Origin of the sequence: Pseudarthrobacter sp. C4D7 (assembly GCF_013359725.1) — a bacterium.
Classification (GTDB): domain Bacteria; phylum Actinomycetota; class Actinomycetes; order Actinomycetales; family Micrococcaceae; genus Arthrobacter.
The window spans coordinates 27,535-44,216 of the sequence record NZ_JABFMW010000032.1; the positions used below are offsets into that span (position 1 = coordinate 27,535).

Consider the following 16,682-nt stretch of genomic DNA (forward strand, 5'->3'; position numbering starts at 1 on the left):
GACCGGCATCGTGGTTATTGGGCGGCGCACGCGATGGAATCGGATCCCAGCGGCGAAAATGCGCCATCCGCGCGGACGATCATCACCTGGATGCAGGTCTGGCCGGTGGGGTTGGGACGCAGCCGGACAGGCGCCTGCTGGATGGATTGGTACTCTCCCCCGCCCCCAATGGAATAGACCCGCCATTTGTAGGTGTCGCCCGGCTTGGGATCCGGATTGTTCCAGTGGAACGAGGCCTCACCGTTGATGTCGATGGAGCCGCCCAGGCCCTCCACATCCGGCACGGTGCCGTTATCCAGTGCGTCAGCGGGCGGCTTGCTGGCCTGCTGGGTTTCCACCACCTTGGGGGTACCGGGCGAAGCGTTGGCCACCACGATTCCGACGACGGCCGCCAGGGCCAGCAGGGTGCCGCCGGAGATGGCCAGCCACAGGTTCCGTTTGCCGTGGTCCGCTTCCGGTGCCGGCTGCGGTTCGTCCGTCCGGACGGACCGCTGGACCGTGGCATCGGCCGAGTAAGTGTCCTGGCCGGCGTCGGTGACCGGGGCACCGTAGTTCGCCGGGCCGGGGCTGCCGCGCAGGACGGTGGACTGGGCCCACTCCCCCTGCCCGCCGGCGTCGGCCGCGTCTGCTTCCTGCGTGCCTGTGCCGGCGGGGCCGGCAGGGATGGACGGCACGGCCGGGGCGGCCCGCCAGGGGGCGGGAGTGAAGGCCGACGGCGGGGCGGCGCCACCCCTGCGCGCCGTGGCGTCGGTTCCGGCGCCGGGTGCGTTGGGGCGGGTGCGTGCCGGAAAGGTGGGGGCGCTGCCGGTGCGTTCGGGATCGATGGCGGCAATGCTGCGGACGCGGGTTTCCTCGGTGCCGTCGTCCGGGTGGTTCTCCTCCTGCTGGGGTTCCTCCAGGACCTCGAACGGCGTGACGGAGAGGTTGAGTTCGGCCTGGATGCGCTGCAGGGCCAGGGCGAAGGCGTGGGCGGAGGAATACCGGGACTGGGGCGACTTGGCCATGGCGGTGCTCAGGGCGAGTTCCAGCGACTCCGGCACATCGGGGCGGCCCAGCCGCGGCAGCGGCGTGTTGCTGATCCGGTTGATCAGTTCGCGCTGCGAGTTGTCCGCCCCGGGCAGGACGAAGGGCGAGCGGCCGGCCAGCAGGGTGTACAGCGTGGCACCAAGGGCCCACACATCCACCATGACGCCGTCAACACTGCCGTCCCGGAACTGCTCCGGCGGGGACCAGGGAATGGACATGCCGGAGTCGTCGTCGGAGTCCCCGGCGAGGGTGCCGGAGATGCCGAAGTCGGTCAGCGCGGGACGGTTGTAGTCCGTCACCAGGATGTTGGCTGGCTTGATGTCGCGGTGGGCGATGCCGGCGCGGTGTGCCGTTTCGACGGCGGAGGCCACCTGGATGCCTACGGCCAGGACCTCGTCCACGCTGAAGCGCTGCCGCCGGTACCGCACGTCCAGGCTGGGCCGGGAGCAGTACTCCATGGCCAGGTAGGAGTGCCCGTCGCCGGTTACTTCCGCTTCGAAAATGGTGACGATGTAGGGGTGCGAAGACAGCTGGGCCATGAGGTTGGCCTCGGACTCGAACCGCCGGCGGGCACCCTCGGTCTTCAGGTCCGAGAGCAGCACCTTGACGGCGACCTTCCGGCGCGGCCTGTCCTGTTCGTACAGGTAGACGTCGGAGAAGCCGCCCGAGCCGAGCAGGCTGATGTAGGTGAACCCCGGGATGCGGGGCGGCGGCGCAACGGGCCGTTTGGAACTCAAGGAATCTCCTCAAAACGCAGTGAGATGTTGTCGCCCAGTTCAGCGATGTCGCCGTCGAGCAGGATGGCCATCTCGTTCTGGGCCAGGCGGCGCGGCGGTTGGCCTTCACGGACCAGCACCGTGCCGTTGGTGGCTTTGAGGTCGCAGAGCATCACGTGCCATCCCTCCAGCCGGACCTCCACGTGGGAGCGGGAAATGTCGCCGCCCGGGCTTGCCACCTGCACCAGCCGCGGCATCACACCGCCCTGGACCCGGGACACGGACGGCTGCCGGCCGATCACCATGGACTGGTCGAGATCCAGCAGGTCACCGGTGGACAACCGCATCCGCCCCAGCCGGGGCCGGGCCACCTGCACCGCGTCCGGCAGGAGTGCGGCTCCACAGGCGCTGCACTGGGCACGGGTTGGCGGGTTGGCGTGGCCCTGCGCGCAGACGCGGGCCAGAACCAGGGGGCCGCTGCCGGCGTCCTGCGGGGTGGCGTCCTGCGGGGTGGCAGGTGCGCTTCCCTCCGGACCGGCAGCTCCTGCGAGGCTGCTCTTCATCACCGTCTGGCCGTCATGGTCGGGATCGAAGCCGTCCCCGGATTCCCGGCCCTGCGGCGGATTACCGGCAGGCCCCGGTATCTGGAACGGGGCAGGTTCCCGTGCCGGTGCAGCGTGCTGGGCCGGTGCGGGGCGGTCGACGCCGGCGGGTGCCGCCGGCGTAGCGGCTGCTGCGCCCCCGGTGCGCCAGGGTACCGAGTCGATGAGGACTCCGGCAGACGCAGGACGGGCCGGGCCGGAAGCGGCGTCATCCGGGCCTGCCCCGGGGCCCGCCGGGTTGTCTGTGCCGGCAGCTGCGGGGCCGGAGAAGGATGCTTCGGCGTCCGCTGCTCCGGTTCCGGCGGAGGAGCTTTCCGGTGCCACGTCGTCTGCCGTCCCGAGGGCAGGCAGCGGTTCGGCAGCGGGCAGGGCCTGCTGTTGCTGCGGCATCACATGCCCGGAGTCGGCGTCGGGATCCTCCCTGACGGCAGCGTCTTCGATGTTCCGCATCACGGTGCGGTCCCACAGGTGGTCGTAGGACGTGGTCATCTCTACGGCAGGGGCCGCCTCGCCAGGGTCTTCAGCGGAAGCGGATGGCCCAGCTGCTGGTTCAATCCCGGCCGCCCCCGGACCGGGCTGCTCCGTTCTGGGGTCTCCGGCGCTGTCCGGGTCTTCCGTGTCCGGGTCTTCGCTGCCTGGCTCTTCCACGTTCGGGTCATCGGTATCCGGGTCGTCGGCGCCAGTGTGGTGGACAAGCTCTCCGTCGGCGTCAATGATGGCGCCCGGGGCTATGGTGGCTTCCGGATCCAGGTGGTGCACGGCGGGAGCCGTTTCAGGGGCTGATCCGGCTGTGGCCACGGGGTCGGATTCGAGGGTGAGTCCGGGCTCGGGCCCTGGTTCGGGTGTAAGCGCTGGTTCGGGCGTGAGCGCGGGTTCGGGCTCGGGTTCACCGGCACCTGGTGGCACTTCCTCGTAGGCAAGGGCCTGGTCGATGTCGGCGGGACCGTCAACCTGGCCGGACGCACTGACCGTGAACGGGCCGTCAACGCCGGTTGCCGTCCCGGTGGCCTCCCCGAGATCCTTGGCGGCAGGACCTTCGACGGCGGCGGGACCGGCCGGGGCTGACAGGGTCAGCGACTGGAGCAGGACCACGCCTTCCCCGAGCGGAAGTTCAGGCGCCGGCTGGCCGGGCGCCGCCGGTTCACCCAGTGGCCGGCCGGGGCTTTCCGCACCCTGTGCCGGTGCACCTGCGGCACCGCCGGAGACTTCCAGCCTGCACGTGCCCGGCACGATGAACCTGCGCTCGTTCCAGGTGGTGACGTCGCGGCCGTCAATATCCACGGGCCCGCCGGGCTGCTCCACGTTGAGGTCAAGGTCACCGCGCAGGAAGACCCGCAGAGACCCGTTGAAGTCGAGGATGCCGAAGGAAGGGATCCGGGTCAGTGACCCGCCGGAGCTGCTGGTCACGGCGGCCAGGACCTCGTGCGGCTCCGGCCGGGAAGCCAGGAGCTCCCAGAGGGCACCTGCCAGTCCGGCCGGCGCATCAGGGCCCAAAAGGACCGCGGTCCCGGACCGGACGATGCCCAGCCAGGTACCGGGAATGTAGCTGGCACCGGTCATCGTCCGGGCTCTCCGTCCTGGTTGGCCGCGTCCTCGACGGGTGCCGGCAAAGGCTGCGTGACGGCCTCGGAGGCAGCCGGCCGCGGCAGCGTCACTTCGTCCCCGTCTGCCGGGACGTGGCGGGGCGCGGTGGTGCCGGCGCCGTCGTCGTTCGCTACGTTCCTGGCGTCCACCACGATGGCGGTGACGTTGTCCCGTCCGCCGCTGCGCAGGGCTGCCTGGATCAGGGCGTCCACCGCGTCCTGGGGCCCGGCCACGGTGCTGAGGATCGCGAGGATGTCGTCGTCCGACAACTCGCCCGTGAGCCCATCCGAGCAGACCAGCACCCGGTCGCCTTCCTCCACGGGGAGGAGCCAGAAGTCCGCCTCCGTCTCATCCCCGGTGCCGAGGGCCCGGGTCACCACGTGCCGCCGTGGGTGGACAGTGGCTTCCTGGGCGGTGATCTCGCCGGCGTCCACCAGCTCCTGGACCTCGGAATGGTCCACGCTGATCCGCTCCAGCCGTCCCTGGCTGAGCCGGTAAGTGCGGGAATCGCCGATGTTCATGACCAGCCAGTACGGCACGCCCATCTGTTCCACCACCACGGCGCCGGTAAGGGTGGTGCCTGCGCGGGCGTTCGTGGCTTCGCGGATGGAGGAGTCGGCACGGACCAGGTACTGCTGGAGCAGGGAGGCCGTGATGTTCCGCTCCCCCGTGGTGACCTGAGGCATTTCGGCCAGGGCACGGACGCACAGGCCGCTGGCAATCTCGCCGGCCTCGTGCCCGCCCATGCCGTCAGCCACGGCGAAGATGGGGTCCGCGGCGATGTAGGAATCCTCGTTCAGCTCCCGGCGGAGTCCCCGGTCCGTCCCATAGCCGCAGGTGAGGCTGAGGCCCGGCCCCGGCTGGATGGTGGGGGAAACACTGGCGGGGTGCTGGTTCATGCCTGTCCTAGGTAAAAGGTACGGTCTCCAAAGTGCACGCTGGAGCCCGGGGTAACAAACGTGGGGACGCCCGGCACCAGGGGGGTGCGCAGGCCGTCCGGGGTGGTGACGGCGCTTCCGTTGGTTGACTGCCGGTCCGTCACCCAGATGCCCGCGCCGTCGGTGAGCAGGTGCAGGTGCGTTTTGGAGATGGAGCGTCCGGGGTCGTCCACGGCCAGGAGCTGGGCGTGCTGTTCGCCTGATTGGCCCACGGGATTGCGGCCCACCAGGACGCTGCGGTCCAGCTGGAAGTCGCGGCCGTCATCGAGCCGGATGCGGAGAACGGCCACCTGGGCAGGTCCGCCGGTGCCGGGGCGCACCTGGGTGCGTTCGACGTCGTCGTCCACGTGCTGCGGAGGCACCCGGTGGCCCACGGGGGCCCCCGGGGAAACGGCTGCGGGGGGCGCGAAGGATGCCGGCGAGGTGTAAGGCATGCTCTGGGACGGCATGGTGGCCGACGGGGCCGGCACCTGCGGTGTGGAGAAGTTGGGTGCGGGAACCTGGGGTGCGGGTGCCTGCGCTGCGTTGGAGTGCGCTGCGTTGGCCTGGGCGGCACTCGCCTGGGGCGCCGGGGCTGCAAACGACGGGGCCTGCGGGGCCTGGGGCACCGGGGTTTGCTGCACCGGGGTCGGCTGCACGGGGGTGGGCTGCGCCGGGGCCTCGGGCGCCCGGGCGCCCGCCACCGGTGAGAGCACCTGCTGCACGGGCGGGAGGTCCAGGGGCGCGAAACTGTAGGGACCCTGGATGCCGCCGGTGGTGATGGGGTCCCGGCCTGCCTTGACGTCGAACACCAGGGTCTTGGCGGCGGTGTCATTCCAGCCCCGCAGGCCGCCGTCCTTGTCCCAGCGGCTGGAAACCACCACCAGCACAGCCCAAATGGCACCCAGCAAGAGGAGCGGTCCAAGAATGAACAGGGCGGCGTCGAACCACTTGAACATCACCACCAGGACGGCCGCCAGCAGGGCCAGCAGGATGCCTGCTCCGGTGATGAGGCCGCGCAGGAAGACGGCTCCGGCGCCGGGGGCGTAGCCGTCCTGGTCAGCGCTGCGGATGCCCATGGCCAGGTTGCCGGGAGTCTTGCCGCTGCGGGCCTCCAGGCTCAGGACGACGAACAGGTAGGCAAGGGTCAGGCCGAGGCCGATCCCGCCGAACAGCACCAGGGAGGAGGTGTCGTACACAATGAAGCCACCGTTCCTGGTCCGGGTGATCCCGGCAAATCCGATGGCGAACGTCACCACCAGCACCGCCACCCCCGGCAGCCAGTCGATGACGGCAGCGCCAAGCCGCTTGCCCGCCGCAGCCGGAACAAGCTGAAGGTTCACTGCCATTCCCGTTCCTCCCCCTGGAGCGGTTTCCACCGTGGTGGAACCGCCGGTCGTACCCGGCCCGGTGCCCGCGTGGAGGGTACTCCTGCGCGCGGTGCCCGTGAATTCGGTGCCCGCCGGCTGACCTGCCGGGGGCCTTTCTACTACCGGGATAGTACCGGGAATCCCGGGCGCGTGCGCGGGACGCGCCTCCCCCGGGCCACTCCTGCCGTGGTCATCCCCCGGGCTGGAGGTGCGGGTGCGGCGCGCCGCCCGGTTGGGCAGCGGCGCGCCACAGGCAGGGCAAAAAGTGGCCCCCGTGCGGATCTGCTGGTGGCAGCGCGGGCAGCGTTCGGCGTCGGGCGTCACTGCTGGTCCGGTCCTTGATGGTCCGGTTCCTGCCGGTCCGTCCCGGGCGTATCCCGGGGCCGGGTCTCCGGCCGGGGCGCAGCAGGTGCGTCGGGGGTGCCCGTGTGGTCCCCGGAAGCGGCGCCTCCGCCACCACGGCGACGGCGTGCGGCGAGGATCCCGCCTACCGCCGGCAGCGCCATGCGGCCACCGGGCAGCCGGAGGCCGCGGCCGGAGTTCATTGCGGTCCGGGCATCGGCCAGCAGCGACCTCGGCGAGAACCGTGCCTGCTGCCGCCGCCAGAAGCCCATGTCGGAGGTCATCTCCTTGAGCGACCCATCAACGATGGTCCAGTACTCGCGGACTTCCTCCTCGGTGGGCTCCCCCGCTCCGAAGATGGAGGCGTCCGCCCGGCGGGCCAGCATGGTGGTGGTTCCTTGGGCGGCCGGGAACGCTTCGGCCAGCACGGCAGCGCTCTCCCGCCGTGTCGAGCGGGTGTCGACGGCGGCGCCCAGGTCTGTCGCGAGGCTCACCACCTCGTTCCAGCCTCCGCCCACGCGCTGGGCGGGGTGTCCGTCGCGGAAACGCGACTTCCGGCGTCGGGTCTTCAACAGGGCGATCAGCAACAGCGGAAGCGCCAGGATCACCAGCGGGATGGCCACGACGCCCAGTGCGCCCAGGAGGGCGCCCCAGAACAGCCACGGGTTGTTCTTCTTCTGGTCGGCGTCCAGTGCGTCCGGCGAGGAATCCGGCGGCAGGTCTGCAGGCTCCTGCGGCGGGGGCGGCGGCTGCAGCACCTGCGGCTTGGGCTTGGACTTGCTTTCGGGGTCCGGCGGGATGGGGATGTTGTCCTTGGGCGGCGTGGGATCGAAGCTGACCCAGCCCACCCGTTCGAATGCCACCTCAACCCAGGCGTGCACGTCCTTGCCGGTGATCTTTACCTCGCCGGCGCCGTTCTCCGGGCTGGTGGGCTCGGGGTAGAAACCCATCACCACGCGGGAGGGAATGCCCAGGTGCCGGAGCATCAGGGACATGGCCACCGCGTACTGCTCATCGTCGCCAAGCATCTGCTTGGCCGTCAGCAGGCTGCGGATGCGGGCGGCGCCGTGGCCGGAAACACTGGGCAGCTGGCCTTCACTGACCAGGCCGTTGCTGAACGCCCCGGTTTTCTGGAAGTGGGCTTCGATCTGGCGCACCCGGTCGATCGCGGTGGGCGCATCGGCGGAGAGGTCGTTGGCCTGGGATCCCACCACCGGGGGGACCTCCAACGCGTCCGGGAGTGAAACCTTGGCGAAGTCGTACTGCGTCAACTGCCCATGCTCCAGTTTGACGGGGTCGGAGACCTGGACGCTGTAGGAGTCGCCGCGGGAGAGCCCGTTGGTGGTTACCGCTGTGTCTGAGCCGGGGTTGAAGTATAGGCCCGATGCGGCGGCGGAGCCGGGCTGGTCAAAGCTGATGCCAGTGGTCTTCCGGCCACCGGGAACAAAATAGCCCTGGTAGTCCTCGATGTTGATGCTGATGGAGTAGTCGTTGGTGGGCACTACGCCGGACGAGTCGGCAAGGGTGTTGATGGATTTGGCATCGCCCACCTTGCTGAAGTTGCCGGAGCCGTTGGGGTCCATGTTGTAGTTGGTCCCGTTGAACGCATCCAGGGCGCCCAGCCGGACCCTGCCGTCCCGCGGAAGGCCCTTGACCACGAACAGGGTGTCGTCCTTCTGGTCCTTCACGTACGACCGGAAGCTCGCCAGCGGGGTGATGTAGTCTTTGGGATCGAACGGCGGCACTACAACGTTCCGGAGGACTTTCCGGTCCTCGCCGGCGCTGACCAGCGGTGCTGCCACAGCGGTGACGCCGACGCTGACGGCAATGACACCCGCCGCCATGCCCAGCCGGCGGATCCGGGCCCGCTGGGTGGCGCTGGAGTCCGACTGCGGGTTGTTGACGGACACCCGGCGGCTGTTGTTGCGCCGCAGGGCGTCCCGGCGGAACGTTGCCCAGGCGATGCCCAGCACGGTCAGGCCGATGCCGCGTTCAAGGGTGAGGAACGCCGCGTTGGTGCTGAAGGCGATGCCGGTGACGAAAAGGACCAGCACCGGCAGCAGCGGGAGGTAGGGGCTCTTGGTGCGCCAGGTCAGCAGCGCGGCCACGAGCCCGGTGATCAGTGAGCTGAGGAAGGGGACGATCAGCACCCCGCCGGCGGTCCCCACGGGCACGCCCACGGTGAGCATGTCCTTCCAGGCGAAGACCACGCCAAGGAGCAGCGTCCGCAGTGAATCCAGGGTGGGCACAAAGCCGGCGACGGCGGCGTCAGGCACCGCCAGCCAGGTACCGAGGACCAGGTAGGCGGCAAGGGCCAGGGCGGTGGTGATCAGCAGGCCCAGGCGCAGGTGTGCATTCGCCGCGCCGATGGCCAAGCCCAGGATGATGCCGCCGAAACCGGACAGCAGGTAGTAGGGATCCCCGCCGTAGCTCAGGCCGAAGCCAAGCAGCCCCAGGCCGAGGAGGACCACCAGGGCCCCGGCGTCGAGCAGGAAGTGCCACAGCGGCTGGCCGTCGGCGAACGCCGACTCCTGGCCGGCGGCCTTGCGGCGGGTACGGGTCTGGGGAATCGGTGTTCGTTGGGAACGGCCCGGTGCGGTGCTCATGCGGCCGCCTTTCTCAGCACGATGGCAAGGTCGGCCAGGTCGCCGAGTGTCAGGACGGTCAGGTCTGCGATGTTGGCCCGGGTGGGCGCGGCGCCGGCTTCCACCCTGACGGCCAGGCTGCGCACGCCGGGCGGCACGGAGGCGGCTGCGGAGCGGAGCTGGGTTGCGGTCACGTTGCTGCCCACCACGAAGAAGACCACGGAGGCGTTGGGGACGGTGTCGGCAAGGGTCCGGGCGAGGTCGACGGCGGTGCGGCGCATCGGGGTGCCCACGATCCGGGTCATGTCATCAAGGAGGTTGCGGCCGGTTTCGCACCGCAGCGGGCCCTTCTGGGTCAGCACGTCGAGTTCACGCTGTTCACGGATGGCCTGCCGCCCAATCGAGGCCGCCACGGAGATGGCCATTTCAAATTCGGTTTCCGAGGCGTATTCATCGGTGTTGATGGACAGCGAAATGGCCAGGTGGGCGCGGCGGGTTTCCTCGAACTGGCGCACCATCAGCTTGTTGGTGCGCGCCGTCGTCTTCCAGTGGATGTGCCTGCGGTCATCGCCCGGCACGTAATCCCGCAGCGCGTGGAAGGAGACGTCGGCGCTGGAAAGGTCCGTGGTGGGCATGCCTTCAAGGTCACGGATGAAACCTGCGGCCGAGCCGGCGAGGGCCACCGTGCGCGGGTGGACGAAGAGGTCCTCCGGTTCGGTCCAGAGGACCTGGCGGCGCAGCAGGTGCAGCGGGTCTGCCCGCACGGAGCGGACGGGTCCCACCACGATGACGGCGCGCCGGGCCGTGGGGATGGTGAACAGGTCTTCATGGATTTGGCCGGGCTTCATCCGGGGCAGGTGGAAGACGGCGGTGGTGCTGCCCACGGGCAGTTCCAGCGAGGCCGGCAGGAGCGGACGGGCGGAGGTATTGGAGACGGCAATGCTGCCGACGGCGCTGTCCCCCACCGCCACCCGCGTGCGGGCCAGGTCCAGGACCACCCCGTACGAGGACCGGCCCAGGATGAAGGCCACCGCGATCACGAACATGGCAAAGGCGGCGATGGACGCTGCGGTGGCTTCCTGCCAGCCAAACGCCTGGCCCGTGATCCAGAGCAGGATGGCAGCGGCCAGGACGGACCAGCCCAGGATGCTGACCACGGAAAGTACCGGCCAGGCATACTTCAGCCAAGTGTCGCGGACGGTTCGCCAGCCGGGCGTCAGGGCCTGGCGGGCGGTGCTGCTTGCTTCGGACCATACCGCTGCGGGGTGCAGCCGGGTGGGGCGGCCGTTCCGGTGGAAGAGCTGCTGGAACCGCTCCGCGAACCGGGTCAACGGGGTGCCGCTGGACGTGCCGTCGGACATAGGGATGTGCCTTCGTTGTTGCGCTGGAATGAAGTGGTGTTGGCTGCCGCGCCGGGCCGCAGCCGGGCGGATCAGGCGTTGGTGCGCTGCTGGGGAGCGGCGACGTCTGCCAGGATCCGGGTCAGCACAGCCTCAGCGGTGGCACCGGAGAACTCCGCTTCGGGGTCCATCACGAACCGGTGGGTCCACACCACAGAGGCCAGTTCCTTGATGTCGTCCGGCAGGACGAAGTTCCGGCCCTGCGAGGCGGCCCAGACCTTGGCGGCCCGCACCATGGCCAGGGCGCCGCGGACAGAGACGCCGAGCCGTGTTTCCGGGGCGTTGCGGGTCTCTTCGCACAGGCGCGAAATGTACTCCAGGACCGCGGTGTCGATGTGGGCGGTTGCGGCGAGGTCCGCCATGTCGGCCACGGCCTGCGTGGTGATGACGGCGGACAGTTCCTTGGAACGGTCCTTCAGGTTGCTGCCGCCCAGCAGGCGGACGGTGGACGCGTGGTCCGGGTAGCCGATGGAGGTCTTGATCAGGAAGCGGTCCAGCTGCGCCTCGGGAAGGCGGTAGGTTCCGGCCTGCTCGATCGGGTTCTGCGTGGCCATCACCATGAAGGGCCGGCCTGCGGAATAGGTGACGCCATCCACGGTCACGCGGGATTCCTCCATGACCTCCAGCAGCGCCGACTGGGTCTTCGGCGAGGCGCGGTTGATTTCGTCGGCCAGGACGATGTTGTTGAAGATCGGGCCCTTGTGGAACTCGAACTTCTGCGTCTTCTGGTCGTAGATGGTCACACCGGTGACGTCGGAGGGCAGCAGGTCAGGGGTGAACTGGATGCGGTTGTTGGAGCCCTGCACGGTGGCGGCGAGGGCTCGGGCCAGGGAGGTCTTGCCCGTGCCGGGGGCATCCTCAAACAGGACGTGGCCTTCTGCCAGCATGGCGGTGAAGGTCAGCCGGATGACGTGTTCCTTGCCCAGCACCGCCTGTCCCACGTTGGCAACCAGCTTTTCGAACGTACCGGCAAACCATTCGGCCTGCTCCATGGTCATGGTCATGAAAGTTATTCTTCCTTTTGATGGATCGGGATTCCGTGCGGGCCCGGGAGGCCCGGACCCGCGCGGAGTGGTGCGGTTGCTAGCGGTTCGGCATGCCGTTCGGCGGGTTGCAGCCCACGTTGGACGTATCGCAGCGGAGCCAGTTGCCCGAGGCCATCCCCGAGTTCAGGTGGTACCAGATGCCGCTGGGGTTGTTCGAGGTCTTGTACCAGACCTGGTAGCGGTCCGCCGTGGACGGGGCACCGGCATCAAGCCACTTGCCGGCGCCGGTGCACTGCGACGGGTTGCCCGCAATGTAGCTGTCCGTCCCCTTGCGCGGCTCCGTGCAGCTTCGCACTGGGCTTGCCGTGACGTTCCACTCCGTGGGCGGCGGCGGAACTTTGTCCGGGCCGGACGTGGACGTGGCCGGACCACCAACTGCGCCTGCGGTAACCGTGTAGGCACGGACCCGCAGTTTATGGCTCTGGCTCCAGCCGCCGGCGCCGGCGTCGAACTTGTTCGCCTTGCCAACATTCTGCCAGCCGCCGCCGTCCATGCTCACTTCGTAGTAGCTGAGCGCCCTGCCGTTCGTTGCCGGATCGTTCCACGTCCAGTGCACCTGGCCGTCTCCCCTGGCCGAGGTGGTGCCGTTCACGTTCGGGGCGTTGGCAGGACCATACGGGTTACCGGTGCCGATCGCCTTGGCGTCCCCGGACATGTTGTTCTTGGTGGACGTGGCAATGATGGTCACCGTGATGTCCCGCCCGTTGGTCATGCCACCGATGGTCCCTCCCCCTGCTTTGATCGCCCCGGTCTTGCCGTCGGCGTTGTAGGAATAGGCAATTTCTGCCGCGGTGGACCCGTTGCGCTGCGCATCCGTCAACGGTGTGAACGTCACGTCCAGCTGGCCGCTGGTGCCGTTCTCCTTGACCGTTCCGGCGTTCACGGTGCCGGGCTTGCCTGCTGCCCGGATCGCCGCGGACTGTGCACTGGTGGCGCTGGTCCCGGCCTTATTGGTGGCGGACACGGTGAAGGTGTAGTTCGCTTCGGAGTTGTCCACGGTGACGTTCTGCGATGTCCCCGTCACCTGCTGGCTGGCGATCGCAGCCCCACCGCGAAGCGTGGTCAGGGTGTAGGCGGACACCGCGTCACCGTTGTTGTTCGGCGCCGTCCAGACCACCCGCAGCTGGCTCTGCGAACCCACGGGTGTTGCCTGCGAGACACTGGGGGCTGCCGGCGTCGCGGGAACCCCGGCCGGCACTTCGGCAGCCGAGTACGGACTCCACTCCGACGGGTCCTTGGCGTCGTTCCGGGCCAGGACCCGGACCTTGTAGGAGACGCCGTTCTGCAGGCCCTTCCAGACGTAGCTGACCGCCGTCAGTCCCTGGATCTGGGCATTCTGGCCGGCCGGTGCCGGTGAGATTTCCAGGTCGTAGGACTTCACCGGTGAACCCTTGCTGGCCGGTGCGGTCCAGTTGACGGTGAGCTGCTTGTCGCCGAACTTCAGCGACGGCGCCACCGGGGTGTCCGGCTTGACGTCCGGGCGGACATCGGCGGACGCCGGCGACCGGTCGGAGTCGCCGAACTCGTTGGTGGCAATGACCTGGAAGTGGTACGTGGTGTTGTTGGTCAGCCCGGTCAGGGTGCAGGTGTTGGCCGGGCATTCCTGCTGGAATCCGCCCTCGCCGAACACCGTGTACTTGGTAATGGGCGAGCCCCGGTCGGCCGGTGCGGACCAGGTAAGCAGCGCTGTCTGGTCGCCCACGCTCTGCGCCTGCGGCGTAGTGGGCGCCGCAGGGGCGTCCTTGACCGTGAGCCTGACGCGCGCAGTGGCGTGCCGGGAAGCATCCCCGGTCTTGTCCTCCACCGTGTAGGCCACCACCATGGTTCCGGTGAAGCCGGGCGCGGGGGTGACGGTGATCGAGTCCCCGTTGACGCCCACATTGCCGCTGCCCGTTTCGGTGTTTGCGGCAATGATCTTCAGCGGTGTTTCGGGGAACGGGTTGGCGTCGTTGGCCAGCACGTTGATGGTCACCGGCTTGCCGGCGGCCGCATTGGCCTCGACGTCGTCGTTGGCCACCGGCTTGGGCCGGTTGGAGGCCGTCACTGCCAGCTGGTAGGTGGCGGTGGCCTCGAGCCCGCGGGGATCCGTGGCCTTGACCTGGACCGCGGCCCGGGTTCCGGTTGCCGTCGAATCGGACGCCGAAACTTTCAGCGTCCTGCCTTCGACGCGGGCGTTGAAGCCGCCCGGCGAGTCGCCCACCACCGCGTACTTCATCTTTTCGACGTCGTCCTGGTCCGGATCGGAGGTCAGCTTTCCAAGGTCGGTGCTGGCCGAATCACCCTTGGGAACGTCCACGTTGGCGCCCAGCAGTTCCGGCGGGTTGTTCTTGTTCGGGTCCGGCAGGACCTTGGTGCGGATGCTCAAGGTGGACTTGAGCCCCGCGGGATCGTCCGGCCCGGTCCCGTCCGTAACCTCGAACGTCAACGAGCCGGGGCCCACGTAGTCCGCGTTGGCCGCGTACTTCAGGCCGGTGCCCTCGCCGATCACGGGGTTCCCGTTGTCGGCGCCGATGAGCTTGATCCGGTCCGCCTGGGTGAGCCGGGGTGAGCGTCCTTCGCGGACCTTGACCCATTCCTTGAGGTCGACGTCGACGGACTGTCCGGCCACCACTTCGATGACCTCATCCTTGGCCAGGGTGGGGACCTGCTGTCCAAGGCCGGGCACCCAGATGATGGCGGTGGACTGCTGGCCGTCCACGTCCTCCACGGTGTACGGGATGAGCTGCGGCTGTTCGGTGAGGTCCACCAGGACGTTGCCGTTGCCGCCCGGGCGGGCCGTGGCGGCGTCCGTGCTGACCTTCAGGTTCTCGCCAACGCCGTCCGGGTCCTCGTCGTTCTTGAGGACGGGAACATCAACAGCTGTCTTGCCCATGGCCTGGGCGGACGTGACCCTGTCGTCACGGGCGATCGGCGCCTTCAGAGGCACCTCGTTGTCAACCACCAGGCGGATGGTGGCCTGGGCGGTGGCATCCCGGTCGTCGGCGATGGTGTAGCGCACGTTGACGGTTCCGGCCTCGTTGGGGGCCAGGAGGATGATGCGGCCGCTGTTCTTGCTGACGGTGGCCTGCAGTGCCGGGTCCGCCTCGATGCCGTCGGTCAGGATCCGGATGCGGTCGCCGTCGGGATCGGTGTCGTTGGCGAGGGCGTCGACGGCGATTTGGCGGCCCGGGCGGACCCGGACCTCGTCGTCCACCGGCGTGGGCTTTTGGTTGATGTCGGCGCGCGGGGCAATGCCGACGGTTACGGTGCCCGTGTTCACGGCGCCCTGGCGGTCAACCACCTTGTAGCGGAACGTGTCCGTGCCGGAGCCGTCGCCTGCGGCCGTGAAGTCGATGAAGTTGCTTCCCACCGTGGCGGTTCCCATGGCAGGGCTGCTGTCGATGCCCGTGAGCTGGACCGAGTCGCCGTCGGGATCGATGCCGTCCAGGGGAACCGGGATCCGGACCGTCCCTGCCGCCACCACGCGGGCAGTGAGGTTCCGCGGCTGGGGCCGGGAGTTCTCGGCGCCCTCGAGGGGAAGGATGTGGATGGTCACGGCGGCCGCGCTCTTCTGGCCCTGCGGATCCACGGCGTTGTAGATGGCGCGGACGGTCTTGGGCTGGCTTCCCGCGATGAAGCGGAGCGTGTTCTCGGAAACGAAGCTCTTGCCGTCGGCGGGATCAACCGCCTGCGGCAGGACGGGATCCACGGTCAGTTCCTGGCCCTGGGGGTGGGTGTCGTTGTCCAGGACCGGGATGGTGACCACATCGTTGACGCGGACGTTCACCTCGTCCGGCTTGGGCTGGGGGGCCTCCAGCACGGCGGGGGCCGGGACGGGAACCACGGAGACACTGCCCGTGGCGGATTTCTTGCCATTGGACATGGTGTATTCGAACAGCAGGGGGTCCTTGGTTCCCAGGATGTCGGTAATCCGCAGGACACTGTGGTTGATCACGCTGACGGACACCGGCGCGTTGTCCGGGAGTTTGACGGACTGCAGCACCAGGACACCGCCGGACGGGTCGGAGTCATTGGCCAGCGGGTCCAGCAGGACGCTCCCGCCGGTCGGCATCAGGGCCACGTCGTGCACCGCGACGGGATCGCCGCCGTCGTTCCCCGATTCAACGTCGACGCGGATCAGTCCCTGGCTGCTCTGCGGGCCGTTGCTGGCAATGTAGGTCAGGTACACCGGACCGGGGGTGGTGCTGCGGAACGTGAACGTGCCGCCGTCGGTGACGGGGCCCAGTTCGGCCGGGCCGTTGGCTTCCACCTGGGCCAGGCGGAGGGCACCGCCGTTGGGGTCGACGTCGTTCTTCAGCGGCGAGATGACCAGGTCCTGGCCCACCACGGCGGTGACGTGGTCGGCGTTGACCACAGGTGCAAGGGCGCCGGGCGGCTGCACGTTGACCACCACCTTGCCCGTGACGGTGGCACGGCCGTCCCAGATGGTGACCTGGACGTTCTTCTTGCCGGCGGTGGCGCCGGAGTCCTGGAAGGTGAGCAGGCCGTCGCGCCGGACCTTGACCTGGTCCTGGTCGTTGTCGGCCTTGGCGTCCAACAGGACCAGGTCGTCGCCGTCAGGGTCGATCCAGTCGGTGAGGATGTTCTGGCTGACCGTCTTGCCCTGTTCCACCAGCATGGTGGTGTCCTCGCCGCGCTTGAACTTGGGCGGCTTGTTTTCGTCGGGCCCCACCACGCTCAACGTGACCTGTCCGGTCGCGGACAGGCCACGGCCGTCGGAGGCGCTGTAGTTGAAGGTCTCCGTACCGGGTTTGGCATCCGCGGGAACGGTGACCTGGAAGGCAGTGCCGCCGTAGATGCTTTCCAGCGTGCCCGATTTCGGTCCGGCGTCCCCCACCGCTGCGGTGAGGACGTCGCCGTCGGGGTCGGAGTCGTTGTCCAGGACGCTGAGGATGGTGGTCCGCCCCGGCCGGACACCGATGGCATCGGGCTTGGTTTCCGGTGGCCGGTTGGGTTTAGTCCGGTCCGGCAGCACGTTGATGGTGTTGTTGTCCGCCGACTCCTGGTCCTGGTCGTCGGACTGGTTCTTGGGCGGGACAACGTCGTCCCAGTTGTTGACCAGCTGCATGTTCTGGTTCACCAACCACACATTCC

General features: G+C 68.9%; 8 protein-coding genes and 1 pseudogene. All 9 read right to left on the reverse strand.

Going from position 1 to position 16,682, the window contains the following annotated elements; genetic code table 11:
- Window positions 1-14 precede the first annotated feature (14 nt).
- Window positions 15-1,763, reverse strand: coding sequence for a serine/threonine-protein kinase (locus HNO81_RS17360; RefSeq protein WP_175319351.1), 1,749 nt, complete (start codon window positions 1,761-1,763; stop codon window positions 15-17).
- A complete protein-coding gene (locus HNO81_RS17365) occupies window positions 1,760-3,904 on the reverse strand; it encodes an FHA domain-containing protein (RefSeq protein ID WP_175319352.1) in 2,145 nt (714 codons plus the stop codon). The genes HNO81_RS17360 and HNO81_RS17365 overlap by 4 nt, the downstream gene beginning before the upstream one ends.
- Entirely contained in the window at window positions 3,901-4,827 is a 927-nt protein-coding gene (locus HNO81_RS17370) for a PP2C family serine/threonine-protein phosphatase (RefSeq protein WP_175319353.1), read from the reverse strand. The genes HNO81_RS17365 and HNO81_RS17370 overlap by 4 nt, the downstream gene beginning before the upstream one ends.
- Entirely contained in the window at window positions 4,824-6,194 is a 1,371-nt protein-coding gene (locus HNO81_RS17375) for an RDD family protein (RefSeq protein WP_254703552.1), read from the reverse strand. Before HNO81_RS17375 ends, HNO81_RS17370 begins: the two co-directional genes overlap by 4 nt.
- A gap of 264 nt (window positions 6,195-6,458) precedes the next feature.
- Window positions 6,459-6,539 (reverse strand): annotated as a pseudogene (locus HNO81_RS20495) (zinc-ribbon domain-containing protein); the annotation flags it as partial.
- Entirely contained in the window at window positions 6,536-9,163 is a 2,628-nt protein-coding gene (locus tag HNO81_RS17380) for a transglutaminase family protein (protein WP_175319355.1), read from the reverse strand. The pseudogene HNO81_RS20495 and the gene HNO81_RS17380, both read right to left, overlap by 4 nt.
- Window positions 9,160-10,503: a DUF58 domain-containing protein gene (locus tag HNO81_RS17385; protein WP_175319356.1), complete on the reverse strand. Its 1,344-nt coding sequence runs from the start codon at window positions 10,501-10,503 to the stop codon at window positions 9,160-9,162. Before HNO81_RS17385 ends, HNO81_RS17380 begins: the two co-directional genes overlap by 4 nt.
- 71 nt (window positions 10,504-10,574) lie before the next feature.
- Complete coding sequence (locus HNO81_RS17390; protein WP_175319357.1) at window positions 10,575-11,546, reverse strand: MoxR family ATPase; 972 nt, start codon at window positions 11,544-11,546, stop codon at window positions 10,575-10,577.
- Between the two features lie 79 nt (window positions 11,547-11,625).
- Window positions 11,626-16,682: Ig-like domain-containing protein (locus HNO81_RS17395; RefSeq protein WP_175319358.1), on the reverse strand; the 5,057-nt coding region annotated here is incomplete at its 5' end.